This is a genomic window from Pseudomonas sp. D47 (assembly GCF_045447305.1).
Classification (GTDB): Bacteria; Pseudomonadota; Gammaproteobacteria; order Pseudomonadales; family Pseudomonadaceae; genus Aquipseudomonas.
The window spans coordinates 1-22,210 of the sequence record NZ_JBJGXU010000017.1 but is presented as its reverse complement, the minus strand read 5'-3'; the positions used below and the strand labels follow the sequence as shown (position 1 = coordinate 22,210).

21 protein-coding genes are annotated in these 22,210 nt (G+C 59.7%); 10 read left to right on the top strand and 11 right to left on the bottom strand.

The window, feature by feature from the left end; all coding sequences use genetic code 11:
• Nucleotides 1-71: 71 nt before the first annotated feature.
• Nucleotides 72-2,297, bottom strand: a complete 2,226-nt coding sequence (locus tag ACI77I_RS13770; RefSeq protein WP_406997784.1) for an NADP-dependent isocitrate dehydrogenase — start codon at nt 2,295-2,297, stop codon at nt 72-74.
• 493 nt (nt 2,298-2,790) lie between these two features.
• Between ACI77I_RS13770 and icd the strand changes: the two genes are divergently transcribed.
• Nucleotides 2,791-4,047, top strand: coding sequence for an NADP-dependent isocitrate dehydrogenase (gene icd, locus ACI77I_RS13765; protein WP_094950630.1), 1,257 nt, complete (start codon nt 2,791-2,793; stop codon nt 4,045-4,047).
• 75 nt (nt 4,048-4,122) lie between these two features.
• Here the strand turns inward: icd and cspD are convergent, their stop codons facing one another.
• A complete protein-coding gene (gene cspD, locus ACI77I_RS13760) occupies nt 4,123-4,425 on the bottom strand; it encodes a cold shock domain-containing protein CspD (RefSeq protein ID WP_094950647.1) in 303 nt (100 codons plus the stop codon).
• 224 nt (nt 4,426-4,649) lie between these two features.
• On the opposite strand from cspD, the gene clpS reads away from it, so the two are divergent.
• Nucleotides 4,650-5,018 (top strand): ATP-dependent Clp protease adapter ClpS, encoded by a 369-nt coding sequence (gene clpS, locus ACI77I_RS13755; protein ID WP_060755656.1) that lies wholly within the window; start codon nt 4,650-4,652, stop codon nt 5,016-5,018.
• Nucleotides 5,019-5,047: 29 nt separating this feature from the next.
• Nucleotides 5,048-7,318: an ATP-dependent Clp protease ATP-binding subunit ClpA gene (clpA, locus tag ACI77I_RS13750; protein WP_094950631.1), complete on the top strand. Its 2,271-nt coding sequence runs from the start codon at nt 5,048-5,050 to the stop codon at nt 7,316-7,318.
• A gap of 175 nt (nt 7,319-7,493) precedes the next feature.
• On the opposite strand, the gene infA is transcribed toward clpA, so the two are convergent.
• From infA to aat, 3 genes are all read right to left on the bottom strand, one after another.
• On the bottom strand, nt 7,494-7,712 hold the full coding sequence (infA, locus tag ACI77I_RS13745; RefSeq protein ID WP_002553999.1) for a translation initiation factor IF-1: 219 nt from the start codon (nt 7,710-7,712) through the stop codon (nt 7,494-7,496).
• A 100-nt stretch (nt 7,713-7,812) separates the two neighbouring features.
• Complete coding sequence (locus ACI77I_RS13740; RefSeq protein ID WP_242150595.1) at nt 7,813-8,520, bottom strand: arginyltransferase; 708 nt, start codon at nt 8,518-8,520, stop codon at nt 7,813-7,815.
• Nucleotides 8,521-8,576: 56 nt separating this feature from the next.
• Nucleotides 8,577-9,257 (bottom strand): leucyl/phenylalanyl-tRNA--protein transferase, encoded by a 681-nt coding sequence (aat, locus tag ACI77I_RS13735; protein WP_406997783.1) that lies wholly within the window; start codon nt 9,255-9,257, stop codon nt 8,577-8,579.
• A 497-nt stretch (nt 9,258-9,754) separates the two neighbouring features.
• Between aat and ACI77I_RS13730 the strand changes: the two genes are divergently transcribed.
• From ACI77I_RS13730 to cysG, 6 genes are read left to right on the top strand one after another with little or no spacing between them, the layout of a single operon-like run.
• On the top strand, nt 9,755-12,160 hold the full coding sequence (locus ACI77I_RS13730) for a DNA translocase FtsK (RefSeq protein ID WP_094950634.1): 2,406 nt from the start codon (nt 9,755-9,757) through the stop codon (nt 12,158-12,160).
• Between the two features lie 57 nt (nt 12,161-12,217).
• Nucleotides 12,218-12,841 (top strand): outer membrane lipoprotein chaperone LolA, encoded by a 624-nt coding sequence (lolA, locus tag ACI77I_RS13725; protein ID WP_094950635.1) that lies wholly within the window; start codon nt 12,218-12,220, stop codon nt 12,839-12,841.
• Nucleotides 12,842-12,868: 27 nt separating this feature from the next.
• Nucleotides 12,869-14,191, top strand: a complete 1,323-nt coding sequence (locus ACI77I_RS13720) for a replication-associated recombination protein A (RefSeq protein WP_094950636.1) — start codon at nt 12,869-12,871, stop codon at nt 14,189-14,191.
• Nucleotides 14,191-14,565, top strand: coding sequence for a fluoride efflux transporter CrcB (gene crcB, locus ACI77I_RS13715; protein WP_034120232.1), 375 nt, complete (start codon nt 14,191-14,193; stop codon nt 14,563-14,565). The genes ACI77I_RS13720 and crcB overlap by 1 nt, the downstream gene beginning before the upstream one ends.
• 16 nt (nt 14,566-14,581) lie before the next feature.
• Nucleotides 14,582-15,862, top strand: a complete 1,281-nt coding sequence (gene serS, locus ACI77I_RS13710; RefSeq protein WP_094950637.1) for a serine--tRNA ligase — start codon at nt 14,582-14,584, stop codon at nt 15,860-15,862.
• Entirely contained in the window at nt 15,863-17,257 is a 1,395-nt protein-coding gene (cysG, locus tag ACI77I_RS13705) for a siroheme synthase CysG (protein WP_094950638.1), read from the top strand.
• 121 nt (nt 17,258-17,378) lie between these two features.
• Here cysG and ACI77I_RS13700 read toward each other — a convergent pair whose 3' ends face one another.
• From ACI77I_RS13700 to tusD, 6 genes are all read right to left on the bottom strand, one after another.
• Nucleotides 17,379-18,374 (bottom strand): glutathione S-transferase family protein, encoded by a 996-nt coding sequence (locus ACI77I_RS13700; RefSeq protein WP_406997782.1) that lies wholly within the window; start codon nt 18,372-18,374, stop codon nt 17,379-17,381.
• Nucleotides 18,375-18,462: 88 nt separating this feature from the next.
• Nucleotides 18,463-19,464, bottom strand: coding sequence for a glycosyl transferase family protein (locus tag ACI77I_RS13695; protein WP_242150585.1), 1,002 nt, complete (start codon nt 19,462-19,464; stop codon nt 18,463-18,465).
• Nucleotides 19,461-19,796, bottom strand: coding sequence for a TusE/DsrC/DsvC family sulfur relay protein (locus tag ACI77I_RS13690; RefSeq protein ID WP_094950641.1), 336 nt, complete (start codon nt 19,794-19,796; stop codon nt 19,461-19,463). Before ACI77I_RS13690 ends, ACI77I_RS13695 begins: the two co-directional genes overlap by 4 nt.
• A complete protein-coding gene (gene tusB / locus ACI77I_RS13685) occupies nt 19,793-20,071 on the bottom strand; it encodes a sulfurtransferase complex subunit TusB (protein WP_094950642.1) in 279 nt (92 codons plus the stop codon). Before tusB ends, ACI77I_RS13690 begins: the two co-directional genes overlap by 4 nt.
• Nucleotides 20,071-20,421, bottom strand: coding sequence for a sulfurtransferase complex subunit TusC (gene tusC, locus ACI77I_RS13680; RefSeq protein ID WP_406997781.1), 351 nt, complete (start codon nt 20,419-20,421; stop codon nt 20,071-20,073). Before tusC ends, tusB begins: the two co-directional genes overlap by 1 nt.
• Nucleotide 20,422: 1 nt before the next feature.
• On the bottom strand, nt 20,423-20,815 hold the full coding sequence (gene tusD, locus ACI77I_RS13675; protein ID WP_406997780.1) for a sulfurtransferase complex subunit TusD: 393 nt from the start codon (nt 20,813-20,815) through the stop codon (nt 20,423-20,425).
• A gap of 157 nt (nt 20,816-20,972) precedes the next feature.
• Between tusD and ACI77I_RS13670 the strand changes: the two genes are divergently transcribed.
• Complete coding sequence (locus ACI77I_RS13670; RefSeq protein WP_406997779.1) at nt 20,973-22,154, top strand: CaiB/BaiF CoA transferase family protein; 1,182 nt, start codon at nt 20,973-20,975, stop codon at nt 22,152-22,154.
• The last annotated feature ends 56 nt before the right edge of the window (nt 22,155-22,210 follow it).

Sequence of the window (22,210 nt, the reverse complement as noted above, 5' to 3'; positions counted from 1 at the left end):
CAATCAAATCGGTGCTGGGCACAAACAGAAACCCCGGCGCGGGGCCGGGGCTTCTTTGCATCCTTACAACCTTACTTCAACTTGGCAATCGCCGCGTTGAGGGTGTCGCTTGGGCGCATGGCTTTGCTGGTCAGCTCTGGGCTCGGCGCGTAGTAGCCGCCGATATCCACTGGCTTGCCCTGTACGGCGTTCAGTTCGGCAACGATGGTCGCCTCGTTGTCGCTCAGGGTTTTGGCCAGTTCGCCGAACTGCGCTTGCAGTGCAGTGTCTTCGGTCTGGGCGGCCAGGGCTTGAGCCCAGTACAGCGCCAGGTAGAAGTGGCTGCCGCGGTTGTCGATGTTGCCGACTTTGCGCGATGGCGACTTGTTGTTGTCGAGGAACTGGCCGGTGGCCTGGTCCAGGGTCTTGGACAGCACCAGGGCTTTCGGGTTGTTGTAAGTAACACCCAAATGCTCAAGGGAGGCTGCCAGGGCCAGGAACTCGCCCAGGGAATCCCAGCGCAGGAAGTTTTCTTCAACCAGTTGCTGCACGTGTTTCGGTGCCGAACCGCCGGCGCCGGTTTCGAACAGGCCACCGCCGTTCATCAGCGGCACGATCGACAGCATCTTGGCGCTGGTGCCCAGTTCCATGATCGGGAACAGGTCGGTCAGGTAGTCGCGCAATACGTTACCGGTCACCGAGATGGTGTCCAGGCCCTTGCGGGTACGCTCCAGCGTGAACTTCATCGCGTCGACCGGCGACATGATGCGGATGTCCAGGCCTTCGATGTTGTGGTCTTTGAGGTAGGTCTGAACCTTCTCGACGACTACACCATCGTGCGCGCGCTGTGGGTCCAGCCAGAAGATGGCTGGGGTGTTGCTGGCACGGGCACGGTTGACGGCCAGCTTGACCCAGTCCTGGATCGGCGCGTCCTGGGTCTGGCACATGCGAAAGATATCGCCGGCTTCGACTTTCTGTTCCATCAGCAGGTTGCCCTTGCTGTCGGTGACGCGGACAGCGCCGTCAGCCTTGACCTGGAAGGTCTTGTCGTGGGAACCGTACTCTTCGGCTTTTTTCGCCATCAGGCCAACGTTTGGCACGCTGCCCATGGTGGTTGGGTCGAAGGCGCCGTTGGCTTTGCACTCTTCGATCACCGCCTGGTAGATGGTGGCGTAGCAGCGATCCGGGATCACAGCCTTGGTGTCGTGCAGTTGGCCGTCGGTGCCCCACATTTTGCCGGAGTCACGGATCATGGCCGGCATCGAGGCGTCGACGATGACGTCGCTCGGCACGTGCAGGTTGGTGATGCCTTTGTCGGAGTTGACCATCGCCAGCGATGGGCGAGCGGCGTAGACCGCTTGAATGTCAGCTTCGATCTGCGCTTGTTGATCGCTAGGCAAAGCCTTGATACGAGCGTACAGGTCGCCGATGCCGTTGTTCAGGTTGAAGCCGATCTGTGCAAGCAACGGGGCGTGCTTGGCCAGGGCGTCTTTGTAGAACTCGGCAACGATCTGGCCGAACATGATCGGGTCGGAGACCTTCATCATGGTGGCTTTCAGGTGAACCGACAACAGCACGCCTTGTTTCTTGGCGTCTTCGATTTCAGCGGCGATGAAGCTGCGCAGGGCTTTTTTGCTCAGCACGGCGGTGTCGATAATCTCGCCGGCCTTTACCGAGGTCTTTTCTTTCAAGACGGTCGCAGTGCCGTCTTTGGCGATCAGCTCGATCTTCACGGCGTCAGCGGCTTCGATCTGTACGGCTTTTTCGCTGCCGTAGAAGTCGCCGTTGTTCATGTGCGCGACGTGCGACTTGGAGTCGGCAGCCCAGGCGCCCATTTTGTGCGGGTGCTTGCGCGCATAGTTCTTGACCGACAGCGGTGCGCGGCGGTCGGAGTTGCCTTCGCGCAGTACCGGGTTCACGGCGCTGCCCTTGACCTTGTCGTAACGTGCGCGGGTTTCTTTTTCCGCGTCGGTGGTTACGGTTTCCGGGTAGTCCGGCAGGGCGTAGCCCTGGGCCTGCAGTTCCTTGATCGCGGCTTGCAGCTGCGGGGTCGAGGCGCTGATGTTAGGCAGCTTGATGATGTTGGCTTCAGGCGTAACGGCCAGGTCGCCCAGTTCGGCGAGGTGGTCCGGGATAGCCTGGGTACCCAGTTGCTCGGGGAAGCTTGCGAGGATGCGCGCGGCGAGGGAGATGTCGCGGGTTTCCACAGCAATATCAGCGGAAGCGGTGAAGGCCTCTACGATAGGCAGCAGTGAATAGGTGGCGAGGGCTGGGGCTTCGTCGGTGAAGGTGTAGATGATCTTCGAGCGGGTGGGCATATTCGGATTAACTCTCTTCTTTGCTGAAAGCGTGCGCAGAAACTCGAGATGCGCCGGGTGGAGCGCGTTCGTTCAAAGTCATCCATGAGCGAAATGTCGAGGTTTCTTCGCGGTGATGTTGGGTTGCATCAGTCGAGCGTCAAGCGGGTGGGCTATTGTAATAGCCCTGCTTTCTGGCTGAAGGCTACTGTCTAGAGCGGTCAGCGGTCGTGACTCTTGGGTCAGCGGCGGCATTATACATAGGTCGCTATGCTTACGCCGAGCCTTCATACAAAAGGTGTGTCGTCCATTGGTCTAAAGGTCGCAGGGGCCCAAGTGCGACCAAAGTCGCACGATGTGCTCAAGATTGGCGATTTTGCCTTTGCTTTCAGGCTTGTAGGCGACTAAATATGCTGTTTTCGATGCAAATGAGCATGGCGCGAGGTTTCAGTCGCCATTTATCTGGAGTAGGCTCGAACGCAGCCAGATGTTCAATCCATAGATGGAGTTCAGCATGGGATACAAGAAGATTCAGGTTCCGGCAGTCGGCGACAAAATCACCGTCAATGCAGACCATTCTCTCAATGTTCCTGACCAACCGATCATCCCTTATATAGAAGGCGACGGTATTGGCGTCGACATCAGCCCGGTGATGATCAAGGTGGTCGACGCAGCTGTTGAAAAGGCCTACGGCGGCAAGCGAAAAATCTCCTGGATGGAGGTTTACGCCGGCGAGAAAGCGACTCAAGTCTACGATCAGGATACCTGGCTGCCCCAGGAAACCCTGGATGCGGTCAAAGATTACGTGGTTTCCATCAAGGGTCCGCTGACCACGCCGGTCGGTGGTGGCATTCGTTCGCTGAACGTGGCCCTGCGCCAACAGCTCGACCTGTATGTTTGCCTGCGCCCGGTGCGTTGGTTTGAAGGCGTGCCCAGCCCGGTCAAGAAACCTGGCGACGTCGATATGACTATCTTCCGTGAGAACTCCGAGGATATTTACGCCGGTATCGAATGGAAGGCCGGCTCGCCGGAAGCGATCAAGGTGATCAAATTCCTCAAGGAGGAAATGGGCGTCACCAAGATCCGTTTCGACCAGGATTGCGGGATTGGCATCAAGCCGGTTTCCAAAGAAGGCACCGAGCGCCTGGTGCGTAAAGCCCTGCAATATGTAGTGGATAACGACCGTGATTCGCTGACCATCGTGCACAAAGGCAACATTATGAAGTTCACCGAAGGTGCCTTCAAAGAGTGGGCCTACGGTATCGCCGAGAAAGAATTTGGTGCGACCTTGCTCGATGGTGGCCCTTGGATGCAGTTCAAGAACCCGAAGACCGGCAAGAATGTGGTGGTAAAGGACGCTATTGCTGATGCCATGCTCCAGCAGATTCTGCTGCGTCCGGCCGAATATGACGTGATCGCCACCCTTAACTTGAATGGTGACTACCTCTCCGATGCCCTGGCGGCGGAAGTGGGCGGTATCGGTATTGCGCCGGGTGCCAACCTGTCGGATACCGTGGCCATGTTCGAGGCCACCCATGGCACCGCGCCCAAATACGCAGGCAAGGACCAGGTAAACCCGGGTTCATTGATTCTGTCGGCGGAAATGATGCTGCGTCATATGGGCTGGACTGAAGCGGCAGACTTGATCATTAAAGGCACGAATGGCGCCATTTCGGCCAAGACCGTGACCTACGACTTTGAGCGCTTGATGGAGGGTGCCAAGTTGGTGTCGTCGTCTGGCTTTGGCGATGCGTTGATTTCGCATATGTGAGTCTAAGGCTATAAAAAAACCGGCGATCCTGAAGAATCAGGACAGCCGGTTTTTTTTGAGTTGCTCAAGCGCTGATCAGGCCGTTTGTTTCTGTTTTGAAGGGGTAGCCTTTAGTTCCTTTTCGTGGGTTTCGTCGTGGGCCTTTCCAGGTTCGGCCGCGCATGCTGCGCAGATTTCGACAGCGTGCAGGCCTTTGGGGCCCTGAATGATGTCAAACTCCACCTTTTGACCCGCCTTCAGCGTCTTGTATCCCTCCATGGTAATCGCTGAGTAATGCGCAAAAAGATCCTCATCGGGATTTCCTTCGGCATTAATGAATCCATACCCCTTGGCATTGTTGAACCACTTGACCTTGCCGTTGATCTTGACGCCAGACATAACCATATCCCTCTGCACCAGACTCCATCACTGGAGTATCATCCAGTTTATCCGTCCTAACCCGAATAAATAAGGTTGACTGCGCGGACCTTTTTTACCCACTGTGGGCTCTATTGGTTGTAACACCGATTTGCCGATAGTCAAGGCGACCGTATAGTCAGAGTTGAAATTCCGGCAGGTCGCCCCCACCACTGTATTTGAACCACTGACGAACCTTTCTTTCCATGCATGCAAACAGCCAGATTCGACTAACATTCAATCAGGATCGCCCGGATCAGGAACATGACGAGGACGGCTCTGCAGGCATTGCTGTTCAGGAGGCGAAGCCCGCTCTACAGGCGCCGCCGATGTACAAGGTGGTTTTGTTCAATGATGACTACACACCGATGGATTTCGTGGTCGAAGTGCTCGAGGTGTTTTTTAACCTGAACCGCGAGTTGGCGACCAAGGTAATGCTGGCCGTTCACACAGAAGGACGGGCAGTATGTGGAGTGTTTACCCGTGACATCGCCGAGACAAAGGCAATGCAGGTCAACCAGTACGCCAGGGAAAGCCAGCATCCGCTACTCTGTGAAATCGAGAAGGACGGTTAACGCCGACCACTTGGGTATGAGGTGAAGCTATGTTAAACCGCGAGCTCGAAGTCACCCTCAATCTTGCCTTCAAGGAGGCTCGTTCGAAGCGTCATGAATTCATGACCGTCGAACACCTGCTGCTGGCACTTTTGGATAACGAAGCTGCCGCCACCGTTCTGCGTGCGTGCGGCGCCAACCTCGACAAACTCAAGCATGACCTGCAGGAGTTTATCGACTCCACTACGCCACTGATCCCCGTGCACGACGAGGACCGCGAAACCCAGCCAACCCTGGGCTTCCAGCGGGTATTGCAGCGCGCTGTGTTCCACGTACAGAGCTCCGGTAAGCGTGAAGTCACAGGCGCCAATGTGCTTGTGGCGATCTTCAGCGAACAGGAAAGCCAAGCGGTGTTCCTGCTCAAACAGCAGAGCGTTGCCCGTATTGATGTCGTCAACTACATCGCCCACGGTATCTCCAAAGTGCCTGGGCACGGCGATCATTCCGAGGGTGAGCAAGAGATGCAGGACGACGAGGGTGGTGAGTCTTCTTCTTCGGGCAATCCACTGGATGCCTATGCCAGCAACCTCAATGAACTGGCGCGCCAGGGGCGGATCGATCCGCTGGTGGGGCGCGAGCTTGAGGTTGAGCGTGTAGCGCAGATCCTCGCGCGTCGTCGCAAGAACAATCCGTTGCTGGTGGGTGAGGCGGGCGTGGGTAAGACCGCGATTGCCGAAGGCCTGGCCAAGCGCATTGTCGATAATCAGGTGCCTGACCTGCTGGCTAACAGCGTCGTCTACTCCCTGGACCTGGGCGCGTTGCTCGCCGGGACCAAGTACCGTGGCGATTTCGAGAAGCGCTTCAAGGCGCTGCTCGGCGAGCTGAAAAAACGCCCGCAGGCGATCCTGTTTATCGATGAGATCCACACCATCATCGGTGCCGGTGCGGCCTCCGGTGGGGTGATGGACGCCTCCAACCTGCTCAAGCCGTTGCTGTCGTCGGGTGATATCCGCTGCATCGGTTCGACTACGTTCCAGGAATTCCGCGGCATTTTCGAGAAAGACCGTGCCTTGGCGCGCCGCTTCCAGAAAGTCGACGTGTCCGAGCCTTCGGTAGAAGACACCATCGGCATTCTGCGCGGGCTCAAAGGGCGTTTCGAAGCGCACCACGGCATCGAGTACACCGATGAAGCGTTGCGTGCCGCTGCTGAGCTGGCATCGCGCTACATCAATGACCGGCACATGCCCGACAAGGCCATCGACGTGATTGACGAGGCAGGTGCCTACCAGCGCCTGCAGCCGGTCGAGAAGCGCGTGAAGCGCATCGACGTGCCTCAAGTCGAGGACATCGTGGCGAAGATCGCGCGTATTCCGCCAAAACACGTCAACAGTTCCGACAAGGAGCTGCTGCGTAACCTGGAGCGCGACCTCAAGCTCACCGTGTTCGGCCAGGATGCTGCCATTGACGCGCTGTCCACCGCGATCAAGTTGTCGCGTGCGGGCCTCAAGTCGCCGGACAAGCCAGTCGGTTCGTTCCTGTTCGCAGGCCCGACCGGCGTCGGCAAGACCGAAGCGGCGCGGCAGTTGGCCAAGGCCATGGGCATCGAGCTGGTACGCTTCGACATGTCCGAATACATGGAGCGTCACACTGTGTCGCGCCTGATCGGTGCGCCTCCGGGCTATGTCGGTTTCGACCAGGGCGGTCTGTTGACCGAGGCAATCACCAAGCAGCCGCACTGCGTATTGCTGCTCGATGAAATCGAGAAGGCCCACCCGGAAGTCTTCAACCTGCTGCTGCAGGTCATGGACCACGGGACCCTGACCGACAACAACGGGCGCAAGGCCGACTTCCGCAACGTGATCGTGATCATGACCACCAACGCCGGTGCCGAAACGGCCGCGCGGGCTTCGATTGGCTTTACGCATCAGGATCACTCATCCGATGCGATGGAAGTGATCAAGAAGAGCTTCACGCCGGAGTTCCGCAACCGCCTGGACACCATTATCCAGTTTGGTCGCCTCAGCCATGAGGTCATCAAAAGCGTGGTGGACAAGTTCCTTACCGAGCTTCAAGCGCAGTTGGAAGACAAGCGCGTGCAGCTGGACGTCACGGACGCGGCGCGCAATTGGCTGGCCGAAGGTGGCTACGACGCGGCAATGGGCGCTCGCCCAATGGCGCGACTGATCCAGGACAAGATCAAGCGGCCATTGGCCGAAGAGATCCTGTTTGGCGAGCTTGCCGACCATGGCGGCGTGGTGCACATCGACTTGAAGGACGGCGAGCTGACCTTCGAGTTCGAAACCACGGCTGAAATGGCCTGACAGCGGGCTGCAACAAAGCAAAAGGCGCCGAAAGGCGCCTTTTTGCTGTCTTGAAAACGATGGGGGTCAAATGTGGGGGCAGGCAAGTCAGCTCCCACATTGACACCTGAGGTGTTTGGGAAATAGCGCGCACACAAAAACGCCCGGCAGAACCGGGCGTTTTGTATTGACTTGATTAACGAGCGCGGTAAGTGATGCGCCCTTTGCTCAAGTCATAGGGCGTCAGCTCGACGCGCACTTTGTCGCCGGTAAGAATACGAATGTAGTTCTTGCGCATCTTGCCGGAGATATGCGCGGTTACGACGTGCCCATTTTCCAACTCCACACGAAACATGGTGTTGGGCAGGGTGTCGACGACAGTGCCTTCCATTTCGAAGCTGTCTTCTTTCGACATGCAGTAAAGCCCTCGGTATCCAGTGAATGGCCCGGTGCAACTGCGCCAGGCAAAAGCGGCGTGCATTGTGCCCGAAAAAGGGTGTTTAAGCCAAGGGGTTCTAGTTAAGCGTTACCCATCTTTGATTAATTAGTAGCTCGATGGGCCGATATTGGGTCTTGTAGTTCATCTTTTTGCAGTTTTTGATCCAGTATCCGAGGTACACCGCTTCCAATTCCTGGCGCAGGGCTTCGCCGATTTGCCACAAGATCGCAAAGCGTCCCAGGCTGCGGCGTTCTTCGGCCGGCTCATAGAAGGTGTAGACCGCCGACAGGCCATTGGGCAGCAGGTCGGTTACGGCTACCGCCAGCAGGCGCCCGTCCAGGCGGAACTCGTAGAAGCGCGAGAAGGGCAGGTCACGCACCAGAAACGTCGAAAACTGATCGCGGCTGGGCGGGAACATGTCGCCGTCGGCATGACGTTGCTCGATGTAGCGCTGGTAAAGGTCGAAATATTCTTCGCTGAAATGCGGCTTGGTGGCGGTGATTGTCAGGTCGGCATTGCGCTTGAGGATGCGTTTCTGATTGCGGTCCGGCAAAAATTGCGCAACCGGGATACGTGCCGGCACGCAGGCATTGCAATTCTGGCAATGGGGGCGGTACAGGTGGTCGCCGCTACGCCGAAAACCCATCTCGGACAGGTCGGCATACACATGCACATCCATTGGCTGGCTGGGGTCGAGGAACAGCGTGGTGGCCTGCTCGTCGGGCAGATAGCTGCAAGAGTGGGCTTGAGTGGCATAAAACTTCAAGCGCGCCAGCTCGGTCATGATCAACCCTCGGGGTAAGCTTTGAAATAAGTGTAAGCCACGTGCGCGGATGTCGCCTAGGAAACCCACGGTCCAGAGCTGGGTTGGTCCAAATGGTTGTGCAAGAAAGCCGCGAACTCACTGCGCGGTATGGCGCGGGCGCCCAGGCTGTGCAGGTGGTCATTGGGCATCTGGCAGTCGATCAGCACGAAACCCCAGGCCTGCAACTGCCGGGTCAGTGTGGCGAAGCCGAATTTCGACGCGTTGTCGGCACGGCTGAACATGGATTCGCCAAAGAACAGTTGGCCCATCGCCAGGCCATACAGGCCGCCGACCAGCTCGCCCTGGTCCCACACCTCCACGGAATGCGCGTAGCCACGCTGGTGCAGCGCCAGGTAGGCGCTCTGGATGCCTTCGGTGATCCAGGTGCCATCGGCATAGCTGCGCGGCGCAGCGCACGCCTGGATGACGGCAGCGAAGTCCTGGTCGAAGGTGACGGTGTAACGCTGCTGGCGCAACAGTTTGCCAAGGCTGCGCGAGACATGCAGCTCGTCGGGAAATATCACCGTGCGTGGGTCCGGCGACCACCAGAGGATCGGCTCGCCTTCAGAGAACCACGGAAAGCAGCCGTGGCGGTAGGCCTGAACCAGCCGTTCGGCTGACAAATCGCCACCGGCGGCCAGCAGGCCATTGGGTTCACGCATGGCCTTGGCCAGCGGTGGAAAAGTCAGTGAGTCGCGTTGCAACCAGGTCAGCATGGCATCCAGGCTTACGGAAGGGGAGGGGAGTGGCGGGTATGTCACCTGCCGCGCGAGGGGTGATTATTGTCGACACAGCGCTGTGGGGCCAGCCCGAATCGGGTATTCATCAGGATTAGCGTGAGCGCGTGTTGCTGCAACTCTGCCCCGTACACGCGGTCGTAATCGGGTCTGGCGCATGCAGGCCATTTGCCAAGCTTGCCTGGATTGCTAAAAACAGCTCATAAGCCTTTGTCAGCAAAGACAATGCATGCTCAAATTGAACATGCTGTGACACTTCAATTGTCCAGGCTGCTGGCTGATAGGCAAGGGCGTGGCATCGCGGGCGCAAACCCGTACAATGCGGCCATTGTGGCGTTATCGCCATTTCACCCAGTCATCACCCAGTGTTAAAAGTAGATTCAACGACGTTCGTTCATTTTTCAGCTGCTCGGATTGAGCAGTAGTGTGCAGTCATTCAACGATGGACGCGCTAAAGGCGCAGGAAAAGACCCGTTTTGAAGAAATCCGCCGCAACACCTAAAGCAGCAGTCGTGCCGGCCTGGCGCCAGCACCTGCACTACCGACTCAAGGAAGGGGCGCTGATCGCCATCGGCGCCCTGTGCCTGTTCCTGATGATGGCCTTGCTCACCTATGGCAAGGACGATCCGGGCTGGAGCCACAACAGCAAGATCGAAGACGTGCAGAACTTCGGCGGGCCTGCCGGCTCCTACAGCGCCGATATCCTGTTCATGGTGCTGGGTTACTTCGCCTACATCTTCCCGCTGCTGCTGGCGATCAAGACCTGGCAGATCTTCCGTCAGCGTCACGAGCCGTGGCAGTGGAGCGGCTGGCTGTTCTCCTGGCGCCTGATCGGCCTGGTGTTCCTGGTGCTGTCTGGCGCAGCGCTGGCGCATATTCATTTCCACGCACCTACCGGTTTGCCGGCGGGCGCAGGCGGTGCGCTGGGCGAAAGCCTGGGCGACCTGGCACGCAAGACCCTGAACATCCAGGGCAGCACCTTGATGTTTATCGCGCTGTTTCTGTTCGGCCTCACGGTGTTCACCGACCTGTCGTGGTTCAAGGTGATGGACGTGACCGGCAAGATCACCCTCGACCTGCTCGAATTGTTCCAAAGCGCGGCCAACCGTTGGTGGTCGGCCCGCGTTGATCGCAAACGCATGGTTGCGCAACTGCGTGAGGTGGACACCCGCGTCAACGAGGTGGTGGCCCCGAGCACACCGGACCGGCGCGAGCAAGCCAAGGTCAAGGAGCGCTTGATCGAGCGCGAGCAGGCGCTGAGCAAACACATGTCGGACCGCGAGAAGCAGGTGCCGCCCGTGATCGCCCCGGCGCCGCCCAAAGCCCCCGAGCCGAGCCATCGCGTACAGAAAGAGAAACAGGCGCCGTTGTTTGTCGACAGCGCCGTGGAAGGCACCTTGCCGCCGATCTCGATCCTCGACCCGGCCGAAAAGAAACAGCTCAACTATTCCCCGGAATCCCTGGCGGCTGTCGGCCACCTGCTGGAAATCAAGCTCAAGGAATTCGGCGTCGAAGTTTCGGTGGACTCGATCCACCCAGGCCCGGTCATCACCCGTTACGAAATCCAGCCGGCAGCTGGCGTCAAGGTCAGCCGCATCTCCAACCTGGCGAAAGACTTGGCCCGTTCCCTGGCCGTGACCAGTGTGCGCGTGGTGGAAGTGATCCCCGGCAAGACCACCGTGGGCATCGAGATTCCCAACGAAGACCGTCAGATCGTGCGCTTCTCCGAAGTGCTGTCGACGCCGGAATACGACAACTTTAAATCCCCGGTCACCTTGGCCCTGGGCCACGATATCGGTGGTAAGCCAGTAATCACCGACTTGGCGAAAATGCCGCACTTGCTGGTTGCCGGTACCACTGGTTCGGGTAAGTCGGTGGGCGTGAACGCGATGATCCTGTCGATCCTGTTCAAGTCTGGCCCGGATGACGCCAAGCTGATCATGATCGACCCGAAGATGTTGGAATTGTCGATCTACGAAGGCATTCCGCACCTGCTCTGCCCGGTGGTCACCGACATGAAGGACGCCGCCAACGCCCTGCGTTGGAGCGTGGCCGAGATGGAACGCCGCTACAAGCTGATGGCGAAGATGGGCGTACGTAACCTGTCGGGCTTCAACGCCAAGGTCAAGGAAGCCCAGGACGCCGGTACGCCACTGACCGACCCGTTGTACAAACGCGAAAATATTCACGACGAAGCGCCGCTGCTGGTCAAGCTGCCGACCATCGTGGTGGTGGTCGACGAATTCGCCGACATGATGATGATCGTCGGCAAGAAGGTTGAAGAACTGATCGCACGTATCGCCCAGAAGGCACGTGCTGCCGGTATTCACTTGATTCTCGCGACTCAGCGGCCGTCGGTGGACGTGATCACCGGTCTGATCAAGGCCAACATTCCTACGCGCATGGCGTTCCAAGTTTCCAGCAAGATCGACTCGCGCACCATCATCGATCAGGGCGGCGCCGAGCAACTGCTGGGCCACGGTGACATGCTCTACATGCCGCCGGGCACCAGCCTGCCGATCCGGGTTCACGGCGCGTTCGTTTCCGATGACGAAGTACACCGTGTGGTGGAGGCCTGGAAACTGCGCGGCGCACCGGAATACAACGACGACATCCTCGCCGGTGTCGAAGAGGCCGGCAGCGGCTTCGACGGTGGCAGCGGCGGTGATGATGACGCTGAAACCGATGCGCTGTACGACGAGGCCGTGGCCTTCGTACTCGAAAGCCGTCGCGCCTCGATCTCCGCGGTGCAGCGCAAACTCAAAATCGGCTACAACCGCGCCGCCCGCATGATCGAATCCATGGAAAACGCCGGCGTCGTGACTGCAATGAACACTAACGGCTCGCGCGAAGTCATCGCCCCCGGGCAGATGCGCGACTGATCACGTGCCGCGTGGCAACACGCGGCACGCCCTAACGACTCATCAATGAGGATTCCCATGCGTCTTATCCGCATGCTGTTGTTGCCAGCCCTGGCCCTGACCGCTGTTTCGGCTCACGCCGACCCCGCTTCCGTGGCCAGCCTGACCAACCTGTTGGACAAATCCAAGACCCTGACCGCGCGCTTCTCCCAGTTGACCCTGGATGGCGGCGGCACTCAGTTGCAGGAAACCGCCGGTGAAATGGCCGTGCAGCGCCCAGGCCTTTTCTACTGGAAAACCGACGCGCCGAACGAGCAGACCATCGTGTCCGACGGCCAGAAAGTCACCCTGTGGGACCCTGACCTGGAACAGGCGACCATCAAGAAACTCGACCCACGCCTGAACCAGACCCCGGCGCTGTTGCTGTCGGGCGATGTGTCGAAGATCAGCGACAGCTTCGAGATCACCTCCAAGCAAACCAGCAACGTGATTGAGTTCACCCTCAAGCCCAAATCCAAGGACACGCTGTTTGACAGCCTGCAACTGTCGTTTGGCAACGGTGTGATCAACAACATGCGCCTGATCGACAGCGTCGGTCAGCGCACCGATATCCTGTTCTCCGCGGTCAAGGCCAACGGCGTTGTGGATGCATCCAAGTTCAAGTTCGTCATCCCCAAGGGTGCCGACGTGATCCAGGAATAACCTGCCGAGAGGTTTCAAGCGCTGCCCATGGATTTGTTTCGAAGTGACCCGATTGCTCAACCCTTGGCCGCGCGTTTGCGTTCGACCAACCTGGATGAGTACGTCGGGCAAGAACACCTGCTCGCTCGCGGCAAGCCTCTGCGCGAAGCCCTGGAGCAGGGTGCGCTGCACTCGATGATTTTCTGGGGGCCGCCGGGCGTGGGTAAAACCACCCTGGCGCGGCTGCTGGCGAAAGTCTCGGATGCGCACTTCGAAACGGTGTCGGCCGTGCTAGCCGGGGTCAAGGAGATCCGCCAGGCGGTGGAAGTCGCCAAGCAGCAGGCCGGGCAATACGGCAAGCGCACCATCTTGTTCGTCGACGAAGTGCATCGCTTCAACAAGTCGCAGCAGGATGCGTTTTTGCCCTATGTCGAAGACGGCACGCTGATCTTTATCGGCGCTACCACCGAAAACCCCTCGTTTGAACTCAACAACGCTTTGCTGTCGCGTGCCCGTGTCTATGTGCTCAAGAGCCTGGACGAAGCGGCGATGCGCAAGCTGTTGCAGCGTGCGTTGAGCGAAGACAAGGGCTTGGGCAAGCGCCAGTTGAGCTTGAGCGACGAAGGTTTCAAGATTTTGCTGAGCGCCGCCGATGGCGACGGTCGGCGCTTTCTCAACCTGTTGGAGAACGCTTCCGACCTGGCCGAAGACAACAGCGAGATTGGCGTCGACCTGTTGCAAAGCCTGCTCGGCGACACTCGCCGGCGCTTCGACAAGGGCGGCGAAGCCTTCTACGACCAGATATCGGCGCTGCACAAATCCGTACGCGGCTCCAACCCCGACGGTGCGTTGTACTGGTTTGCGCGGATGATCGACGGCGGCTGCGACCCGCTGTACTTGGCGCGCCGCGTGGTGCGCATGGCCAGCGAAGACATCGGCAACGCCGACCCGCGCGCGCTGAGCCTGTGCCTCGCTGCCTGGGAAGTGCAGGAACGCCTGGGCAGCCCGGAAGGCGAGTTGGCGGTGGCCCAGGCCATCACCTACTTGGCTTGCGCGCCGAAAAGCAACGCGGTGTACATGGGCTTCAAGTCGGCTCTGCGCGCCGCCGCCGAACACGGCTCGCTGGAAGTGCCGCTGCACCTGCGCAACGCCCCGACCAAGCTGATGAAGCAGCTGGGCTACGGCGACGAATACCGTTATGCCCATGACGAGCCGGACGCCTATGCCGCCGGCGAAGATTATTTTCCCGATGAGCTGGAACCACAGCCGTTCTACCAGCCGGTGCCCCGTGGCCTGGAACTGAAGATCGGCGAAAAGCTCAATCACCTGGCTCAACTCGATCGCCTCAGCCCCAAACAGCGGAGAAAGTAGTGCTCAAGACGATTCTTGCCGTGTCCGTAGCCGGCATCGCTGGTACATTATTGCGTTTCGCCACCAGTACGTGGGTGAGCGCCAACTGGCCAAAGCATTTTTATGCGGCGACCTTGGCGGTCAACTTGGTGGGTTGTTTGATTATCGGGCTGTTGTACGGCTGGTTCCTGTTGCGCCCGGAAGTGCCGATTGAGATTCGCGCCGGCTTGATTGTCGGCTTTGTAGGCGGTCTGACGACCTTTTCATCCTTTTCACTGGATACGTTGCGCCTGCTGGAAAGCGGGCAAGCTCTGGTGGCCTTCGGGTACCTGGGCATCAGCGTGTTCGGCGGGCTGCTCGCCACCTGGGCCGGCCTGTCCTTGACCAAACTTTGATAAACGAGAGACCGACATGCTCGATTCCAAACTGTTACGTAGCAACCTTCAGGACGTAGCGGACCGCCTGGCATCCCGTGGCTTTGCCTTGGATGTTGCGCGCATCGAAGCGCTGGAAGAACAGCGCAAGACCGTCCAGACCCGCACCGAAGCACTGCAGGCTGAGCGTAATGCGCGTTCCAAATCCATTGGTCAGGCCAAGCAGCGCGGTGAAGACATCGCGCCGCTGATGGCGGACGTCGAGCGCATGGGCACTGAGCTGTCTGACGGTAAAGTCGAGTTGGAAGGCATTCAGAGCGAGCTGGACTCGATCCTGCTGGGCATTCCCAACCTGCCGCACGAATCCGTACCGATTGGCGAAGACGAAGACGGCAACGTCGAAGTGCGCCGCTGGGGCACCCCGAAAGCCTTTGATTTCGAGATCAAGGATCACGTTGCGTTGGGCGAGCTGACCGGTGGCCTGGATTTCGAAACCGCCGCCAAAATGTCCGGTGCGCGCTTCGCTTTGCTGCGCGGCCCCATCGCGCGCATGCACCGTGCCCTGGCACAGTTCATGATCAACCTGCACACCGGCGAGCACGGCTACGAAGAAGCCTACACCCCGTACCTGGTGCAGGCGCCGGCGTTGATGGGCACCAGCCAGTTGCCGAAATTCGAAGAAGACCTGTTCAAGATCAGCCGCGATGGCGAAGCCGACCTGTACCTGATCCCGACCGCCGAAGTGTCGCTGACCAACATCGTGGCTGGCGAGATCCTCGACGCCAAGCAACTGCCGATGAAGTTTGTCGCCCATTCGCCGTGCTTCCGCAGTGAAGCCGGTGCTTCGGGTCGTGATACTCGCGGCATGATCCGCCAGCACCAGTTCGACAAGGTCGAGATGGTGCAAGTGGTTGAGCCATCGACCTCCATGGAGGCCTTGGAAGGCCTGACCGCCAATGCCGAACGCGTCCTGCAACTGCTGGAGCTGCCGTACCGCGTTCTGGCGCTGTGCACCGGCGACATGGGTTTCAGCGCCGTGAAGACCTACGACCTCGAAGTGTGGGTGCCGAGCCAGGACAAATACCGCGAGATTTCGTCGTGCTCCAACTGCGGTGATTTCCAGGCCCGTCGCATGCAGGCGCGTTTCCGTAACCCGGAAACCGGCAAACCGGAGCTGGTACACACCCTCAACGGTTCGGGCCTGGCCGTAGGCCGTACCCTGGTGGCGGTGCTGGAAAACTACCAGCAGGCCGACGGTTCGATCCGTGTGCCTGAGGTGCTTAAGCCTTACATGGCGGGCGTTGAGGTCATCGGCTAAATGGAATTTCTGCCGCTGTTTCATAACCTGCGCGGCAGTCGTGTGTTGGTCGTCGGTGGCGGGGAGATTGCCTTGCGCAAATCCCGGCTGCTGGCCGACGCCGGTGCGTTGCTGCGGGTGGTTGCTCCCCAGATCGAAGACCAGTTGCGTGAACTGGTGCTGGGCAGTGGCGGGGAACTGATTTTGCGCGGTTATCAGGAGCCCGACCTCGACGGTTGCACCCTGATCATCGCCGCGACCGACGACGAGCCACTGAACGCGCAAGTGTCCAGTGATGCCAAGCGTCGCTGCGTACCGGTCAACGTGGTGGATGCGCCGGCCTTGTGCAGCGTGATCTTCCCGGCGATTGTCGACCGTTCGCCATTGGTGATTGCAGTCTCCAGCGGCGGCGATGCGCCGGTGCTGGCGCGCTTGATCCGCGCCAAGCTGGAAACCTGGATTCCGTCCACCTATGGCCAGTTGGCCGGGTTGGCGGCGCGTTTTCGTGCCCAGGTCAAAGGTTTGTACCCGAATGTGCAGCAGCGCCGTGCGTTCTGGGAAGAGGTTTTCCAAGGCCCGATTGCTGACCGCCAGTTGGCCGGGCAGGGCGATGAAGCCGAGCGTCTGCTGATCGACAAGGTCAACGGCGCGCCGCCGCATGCGCCGGGCGAAGTCTACTTGGTGGGTGCCGGCCCAGGCGATCCTGACCTGGTGACCTTCCGTGCCTTGCGCCTGATGCAGCAAGCCGACGTGGTGCTGTATGACCGCTTGGTGGCGCCGGCGATTCTCGAACTGTGCCGTCGTGATGCCGAGCGTATCTATGTCGGCAAGCGTCGCGCCGACCATGCTGTGCCGCAGGACCAGATCAACCAGCAATTGGTGGACTTGGCCAAGCAAGGCAAGCGCGTGCTGCGCCTCAAGGGGGGCGATCCGTTCATCTTTGGCCGGGGCGGCGAAGAAATCGAAGAACTGGCGGCCCATGGCATCCCGTTTCAGGTGGTGCCGGGGATCACTGCGGCCAGTGGTTGCGCGGCGTATGCCGGGATCCCGCTGACCCATCGCGACTATGCGCAGTCGGTACGGTTTATCACCGGGCATTTGAAAAACGGTACCTCGGACCTGCCTTGGCATGATCTCGTTGGCCCGTCGCAGACCTTGGTGTTCTACATGGGGCTGATCGGTTTGCCGATCATCTGCGAACAGCTGATCAAGCATGGGCGTGCGGCGGATACGCCGGCGGCGTTGATCCAGCAGGGCACTACGTCCAACCAGCGAGTGTTCACCGGCACCCTGGCGGACTTGCCGCGCATGGTGGCGGAGCATGAAGTGCATGCGCCGACATTGGTGATCGTCGGTGAGGTGGTTATGTTGCGCGAGAAGCTGAAGTGGTTTGAAGGCGCTCAGTCCCAGGTCTGACATCGCTCGTTCCCACGCTCTGCGTGGTAATGCACCCTATGACGCTCCGCGTCATGCTTTTAAGAGCGGACGCAGAGCGTCCAGGGCGGCATTCCCACGCAGAGCGTGGGAACGATCATCATCAGTTCCAGACGCCTTTGCCACTTAATCGCTCACGATCATGGCCAACATCAAAACGCTGCAACGGCCCCTTCGGCACAACCCCCGTCGGGTTAATCGTGCGATGGCTCGCATAGTAATGCCCTTTGATGTGGGCAAAATCCACCGTTTCGGCCACTCCCGGCCACTGATACATCTCCCTTAACCAATTCGACAGATTCGGATAATCGGCAATCCGCCGCAAATTGCATTTGAAGTGGCTGTAATACACCGCGTCAAAGCGAATCAGCGTGGTAAACAGCCGCACATCGGCTTCGGTCAGGTACTCACCGGCCAGGTAGCGATGCTCGCCCAGGTGCTGCTCCAGGTGATCCAGTTCGGCAAATACCTCATCAAACGCGCTTTCATAGGCCTTTTGCGAGGTGGCAAAGCCTGCGCGGTACACGCCATTGTTCACGGCCGGGTAGATGCGATCGTTCAGCGCGTCGATGCTCGGGCGTAACACCTCGGGGTAGAAGTCCAGGGTATTGCCGGTCAGTTGGTTAAACGCACTGTTGAACATGCGGATGATCTCCGCCGATTCATTACTCACGATGCGCTTGAGCTTTTTGTCCCACAGCACCGGCACGGTCACGCGCCCGGTGTAGTCGGCGGTGTCGGCGGTATAGCGTTGGTGCATAAAGTCGAAACCATCCAGCTTGTCGCCGGTAGAGCCGTGGGCCTTGTCGAAGGTCCAGCCGTTTTCCAGCATTAACCAGCTGACCACGGACACGCCAATCAGGCTTTCCAGGCCCTTGAGCTTGCGCAAAATCAGAGTGCGATGCGCCCAGGGGCAGGCGAGGGAAACGTACAGATGGTAGCGACTGGCTTCGGCCTGAAAGCCACCTTCGCCACTCGGCCCAGGCTGGCCGTCGGCGGTGACCCAGTGGCGGCGCTGCGCTTGTTCGCGCTGGAACGCGCCGTCTGCGCTACTTTCGTACCACTGGTCTTTCCAGTGTCCTTCGATCAGCAAACCCATGACTGGCTCCTTGGCTAATAAGCGTTGGAGCCCAGTCTAAAGGGATGAGTTCGAACTAAAAGCGCAAAGACCGGGCGTGAATAATCGATTAAATCGATTTGTCCCGTGCGTCCCAGTATTGCTGGGCCAATTCGAAGGCCTGCACGCGTGGGTGGCCGAGGCCGCGCAAGGCCAGGGCCATGGTGGCGATCAGGGCCAGTTGCGGGTAGCTGTCTTCGATATCGCCACGCCAGAGCGCCTTCAACTGTTCAGGCTCAAGGGTCGCGGGTTTGACATGGCGTTGAGCGGAGAGCGCAGGCCACTCTTCGTCCCAGCTTGCGCCGCCGGTGGTGCCATACAGGTGGCTGATCGTGTCCGGGTTGATCTCGACCTCGCCGCCATCGCCTTTGACCACAATCACGTTGTCGCCAAGCAGGCCGCTGGCATCGCGGTGCACGCCCTGGTAGCCAGGGTGGAAAATACTTTGCAGGCCGCAACGGGCGCTCAGCGGGTTGAGCAAGCGCGCCAGCGAGTGGATCGGCGAGCGCAGGCCCAGGGTGTTGCGCAGGTCGATCATGCGCTGCAATGGCGGCGCCCAGTCACCCAGCGGGATAAACGCCAGGTTGCCTTGTTCAAAAGCCGTCTCGACCTGCTGCCAGTTACGGCACAGCGGGATTTGCAAACCTTCCAGCAATTGCTCGGTGTACAACCGGCCAGCGGTATGGGCGCCACCGCCATGCATAAGGATGCGTACACCGTTTTGCGCCAGGCACTTGGCTGCCAGCAAATACCACGGCAGGTGGCGCTTTTTACCGGCGTAGGTTGGCCAGTCGACATCCACGTTCAGCGCCGGCGCATTCAAACGCTCGCGCACGGCCTCGGTGAAACCGGCGAGTTCTTCCGGGCTTTCTTCCTTGTGGCGCAGCAACATCAGGAAGGCGCCGAGCTGGGTGTCTTCGACTTTTTCGTCGAGCAGCATACCCATGGCTTCGCGGGCTTCCTCACGGGTCAGGTTGCGCGCGCCGCGTTTGCCTTTGCCCAGGATGCGCACGAACTGCGCAAACGGGTGCTCGGCAGGGGTTTCAAGGGTCAGCGGGGCAAAGTCGGTCATAAGCAATTCGTCGGCCTGGGCAGGCCCGCCAGCTTGGCGGCGAGTTTGGCGGGAGTGCCGTTAAACAGTTTGTTTAAGTGCAGGCTGTTGCCCTTTTCCGGGCCCAGCTTCAAGGCGGTGTACTTGATCAGCGGGCGCGTGGCGGGGGACAGCTGGAATTGTGCATAGAAACCGCGCAGCAGTTCGAGGATTTCCCAGTGCGCGGCGGTCAATTCCAGGGGTTCGGCTGCGGCCAAGGCTGTGGCGACCTCGGCGGACCAGTCATTCAGGTCGACGAGGTAGCCGTCCTTGTCCAGTTCGAGGGTGCGTGAACCTACGGTCAAGGTGTTCATAGCCAGGTGTTGACCTTGTCGTAATCGATCGACAGCTGCACAAAGCCTGGGTAGTCCACGCTGTCGGCCCAGTCCGGTAGCGGCAAGTTGCGCGCCTGCATGTCTTCGGCCAGCACAAAAACCTTCAGGCCCTTGGTTTGCAGGGCCGGGTTGTGCAGGCCATAGGCGCCGTCGCCGCACAGCAGGATCGCGTCGGCGGCGCCGCACACGCGCAGGCAACTGGCGAGGCGGCTGTCGGTAAACGGGGAGTGAGACACCACATGTAAAGTCGACATCAGAGGGTAATCACCTGGTCGTAACGGTCAATCAGCTTGGAAATATCGTTGCTGCTCATGGCTTGAGCGCTGGCGGGAGGTGTGAGCCCGCGCTCGGCCAGGCTGTGGCTGCAGGCGAACACGTCATCAATGCCGAACAGGCCCAGTGCCTGCAGGTTGGCGCTGAGGTCTTTTTGCTGCACGGCCTTGGCGTGTTGGTGCGGCGCCAGTTGAAACACGCCGTCGTCCATAAACAGCAGGCCAATCGGCAGATCGAACGCACCACCGGCCAGCACGATATCCAGTGCTTCGCGCGCACTCGGCCCGGACCACGGTGCCTGGCGGCTGATCACCAATAAGGATTTGGACATGTCACGGCCCTCCAAAACAGATCAGGCGGTCGGCGGCCTGGGCGGCGTCATGCAACTGCCCAAGGCCCGACAGCGCCCACGGCGCAGCCAGGTTCACCGCGCTGCGTTGATAACGCGTGGCTTCTTCGTTGTTCAGCACGCCACGGCGCAAGGCCGCGGCGATGCACACCACGGCGTCGAGCTGGTGCTGGCTGACGAACTCGCGCCATTGCCGGGCGATGTCTTGCTCATCCTGGGGCGCAACGATGTTATTGGCGGCGCTGTACACGCCGTCCTGATAAAAAAACAGCCGCACAATCTCATGCCCACCGGCAAGCGCCGCCTGGGCGAACAGCAAGGCGCGGCGCGAGGAGGGCGCGTGGGCGGCGGAAAACAGCGCAATCGCAAACTTCATGGAGCACTCTGCAAATAAACGTGGGCCAATGATAAAGCCGCCGCCGCGAAAAAGCCCGCCGTGATCAAAACGGTCACTGTCGCTGATCGTTCTGACGATTGCCGGTAGCACTAAGCCTGCCTACGCTGTGGGCATTCAAAACCGAATTGGAGTGCTCATGTCAGGTCCCTTGGCGTCCCTCAAAGTGCTGGATTTTTCCACCTTGCTGCCTGGCCCCTTCGCGTCCTTGATGCTGGCGGACATGGGCGCTGAAGTGTTGCGCATCGAATCGCCCACGCGCATGGACTTGTTGCGGGTCCTGCCGCCCCATGATCAGGGCACGTCGGCGAGCCATGCCTACCTCAATCGCAACAAACGCAGCTTGGCGCTGGACCTCAAGCAGGCCGAGGCGCTGGAGATTGTGCGGGCGCTGGTCAAGGACTACGACATCGTCCTGGAGCAGTTCCGCCCTGGGGTGATGGAGCGTCTGGGGTTGGGTTATGCGGCGTTGAAGGCGATCAATCCCAGGCTGATTTATGTGTCGATCACCGGCTACGGTCAGACGGGGCCTTATAAGGACCGCGCTGGGCACGATATCAACTACCTCGCGCTGGCGGGCATCGCCAGTCACACCGGGCGCCAGGACAGCGGGCCACTGCCGCTGGGCGTGCAATTGGCGGATGTCGGCGGTGGCTCGCTGCACGCGGTGGTGGGTTTGCTGGCGGCGGTGATTGCGCGGCAGCACAGCGGGGTCGGCCAATACCTGGACGTGAGCATGACCGATTGTTCGTTCAGCCTGAACGCCATGGCCGGCGCCGGTTACCTGGCCTGTGGGGTCGAGCCGGGTTGGGAAACCCATGTGCTTAACGGTGGCAGTTTCTATGATTACTACCGCTCCCGGGATGGGCGCTGGATGTCGGTCGGTAGCCTGGAACCCGCGTTTATGCAGCAAATGTGCGCGGCCTTGGGGCGGCCGGAGTTGGCAGCGCACGGCCTGTCTCCCCAGCCGGAACAGCAAAAAGCCCTCAAGCGGGCGCTGCAGGTTGAGTTTGAAAAGCGCAGCTTTGATGAATTGTGCGAGCTGTTTGCCGGGGTGGATGCGTGTGTGGAGCCGGTGCTCCGTTTGAGTGAAGCGGTGGAGCATCCGCACCTGAAAGCGCGGGAGTTGGTCTGCCAGGTGCCACGCGGCGATGGCTCGGCCCAGGCGCAAATCGCCTGCCCGTTGAAATTTTCAGAGGGGTTGCCAGAGCCTCGGCATATTGGTGCGGCGGTGGGGGCGCATACGGATGAAGTGTTGGCTGAGCTGGGGATAGATGCTCAGCGGATAGCCGAGTTGCGTCGTGCCAGGGTGGTTGGGTAGGGCCTGGGCATGGGTATCTACGCAACTTTTTATGGGGTGAATTCTTGGGTTGTCGC

Coding starts and splice junctions, on each gene's coding strand:
- ACI77I_RS13770 (WP_406997784.1), bottom strand. CDS start 2,297: ATGCCCACCCGCTCGAAGATCATCTACACCTTCACCGACGAAGCCCCA.
- icd (WP_094950630.1), top strand. CDS start 2,791: ATGGGATACAAGAAGATTCAGGTTCCGGCAGTCGGCGACAAAATCACC.
- cspD (WP_094950647.1), bottom strand. CDS start 4,425: ATGTCTGGCGTCAAGATCAACGGCAAGGTCAAGTGGTTCAACAATGCC.
- clpS (WP_060755656.1), top strand. CDS start 4,650: ATGCATGCAAACAGCCAGATTCGACTAACATTCAATCAGGATCGCCCG.
- clpA (WP_094950631.1), top strand. CDS start 5,048: ATGTTAAACCGCGAGCTCGAAGTCACCCTCAATCTTGCCTTCAAGGAG.
- infA (WP_002553999.1), bottom strand. CDS start 7,712: ATGTCGAAAGAAGACAGCTTCGAAATGGAAGGCACTGTCGTCGACACC.
- ACI77I_RS13740 (WP_242150595.1), bottom strand. CDS start 8,520: ATGACCGAGCTGGCGCGCTTGAAGTTTTATGCCACTCAAGCCCACTCT.
- aat (WP_406997783.1), bottom strand. CDS start 9,257: ATGCTGACCTGGTTGCAACGCGACTCACTGACTTTTCCACCGCTGGCC.
- lolA (WP_094950635.1), top strand. CDS start 12,218: ATGCGTCTTATCCGCATGCTGTTGTTGCCAGCCCTGGCCCTGACCGCT.
- ACI77I_RS13720 (WP_094950636.1), top strand. CDS start 12,869: ATGGATTTGTTTCGAAGTGACCCGATTGCTCAACCCTTGGCCGCGCGT.
- serS (WP_094950637.1), top strand. CDS start 14,582: ATGCTCGATTCCAAACTGTTACGTAGCAACCTTCAGGACGTAGCGGAC.
- cysG (WP_094950638.1), top strand. CDS start 15,863: ATGGAATTTCTGCCGCTGTTTCATAACCTGCGCGGCAGTCGTGTGTTG.
- ACI77I_RS13700 (WP_406997782.1), bottom strand. CDS start 18,374: ATGGGTTTGCTGATCGAAGGACACTGGAAAGACCAGTGGTACGAAAGT.
- ACI77I_RS13695 (WP_242150585.1), bottom strand. CDS start 19,464: ATGACCGACTTTGCCCCGCTGACCCTTGAAACCCCTGCCGAGCACCCG.
- ACI77I_RS13690 (WP_094950641.1), bottom strand. CDS start 19,796: ATGAACACCTTGACCGTAGGTTCACGCACCCTCGAACTGGACAAGGAC.
- tusB (WP_094950642.1), bottom strand. CDS start 20,071: ATGTCGACTTTACATGTGGTGTCTCACTCCCCGTTTACCGACAGCCGC.
- tusC (WP_406997781.1), bottom strand. CDS start 20,421: ATGTCCAAATCCTTATTGGTGATCAGCCGCCAGGCACCGTGGTCCGGG.
- tusD (WP_406997780.1), bottom strand. CDS start 20,815: ATGAAGTTTGCGATTGCGCTGTTTTCCGCCGCCCACGCGCCCTCCTCG.
- ACI77I_RS13670 (WP_406997779.1), top strand. CDS start 20,973: ATGTCAGGTCCCTTGGCGTCCCTCAAAGTGCTGGATTTTTCCACCTTG.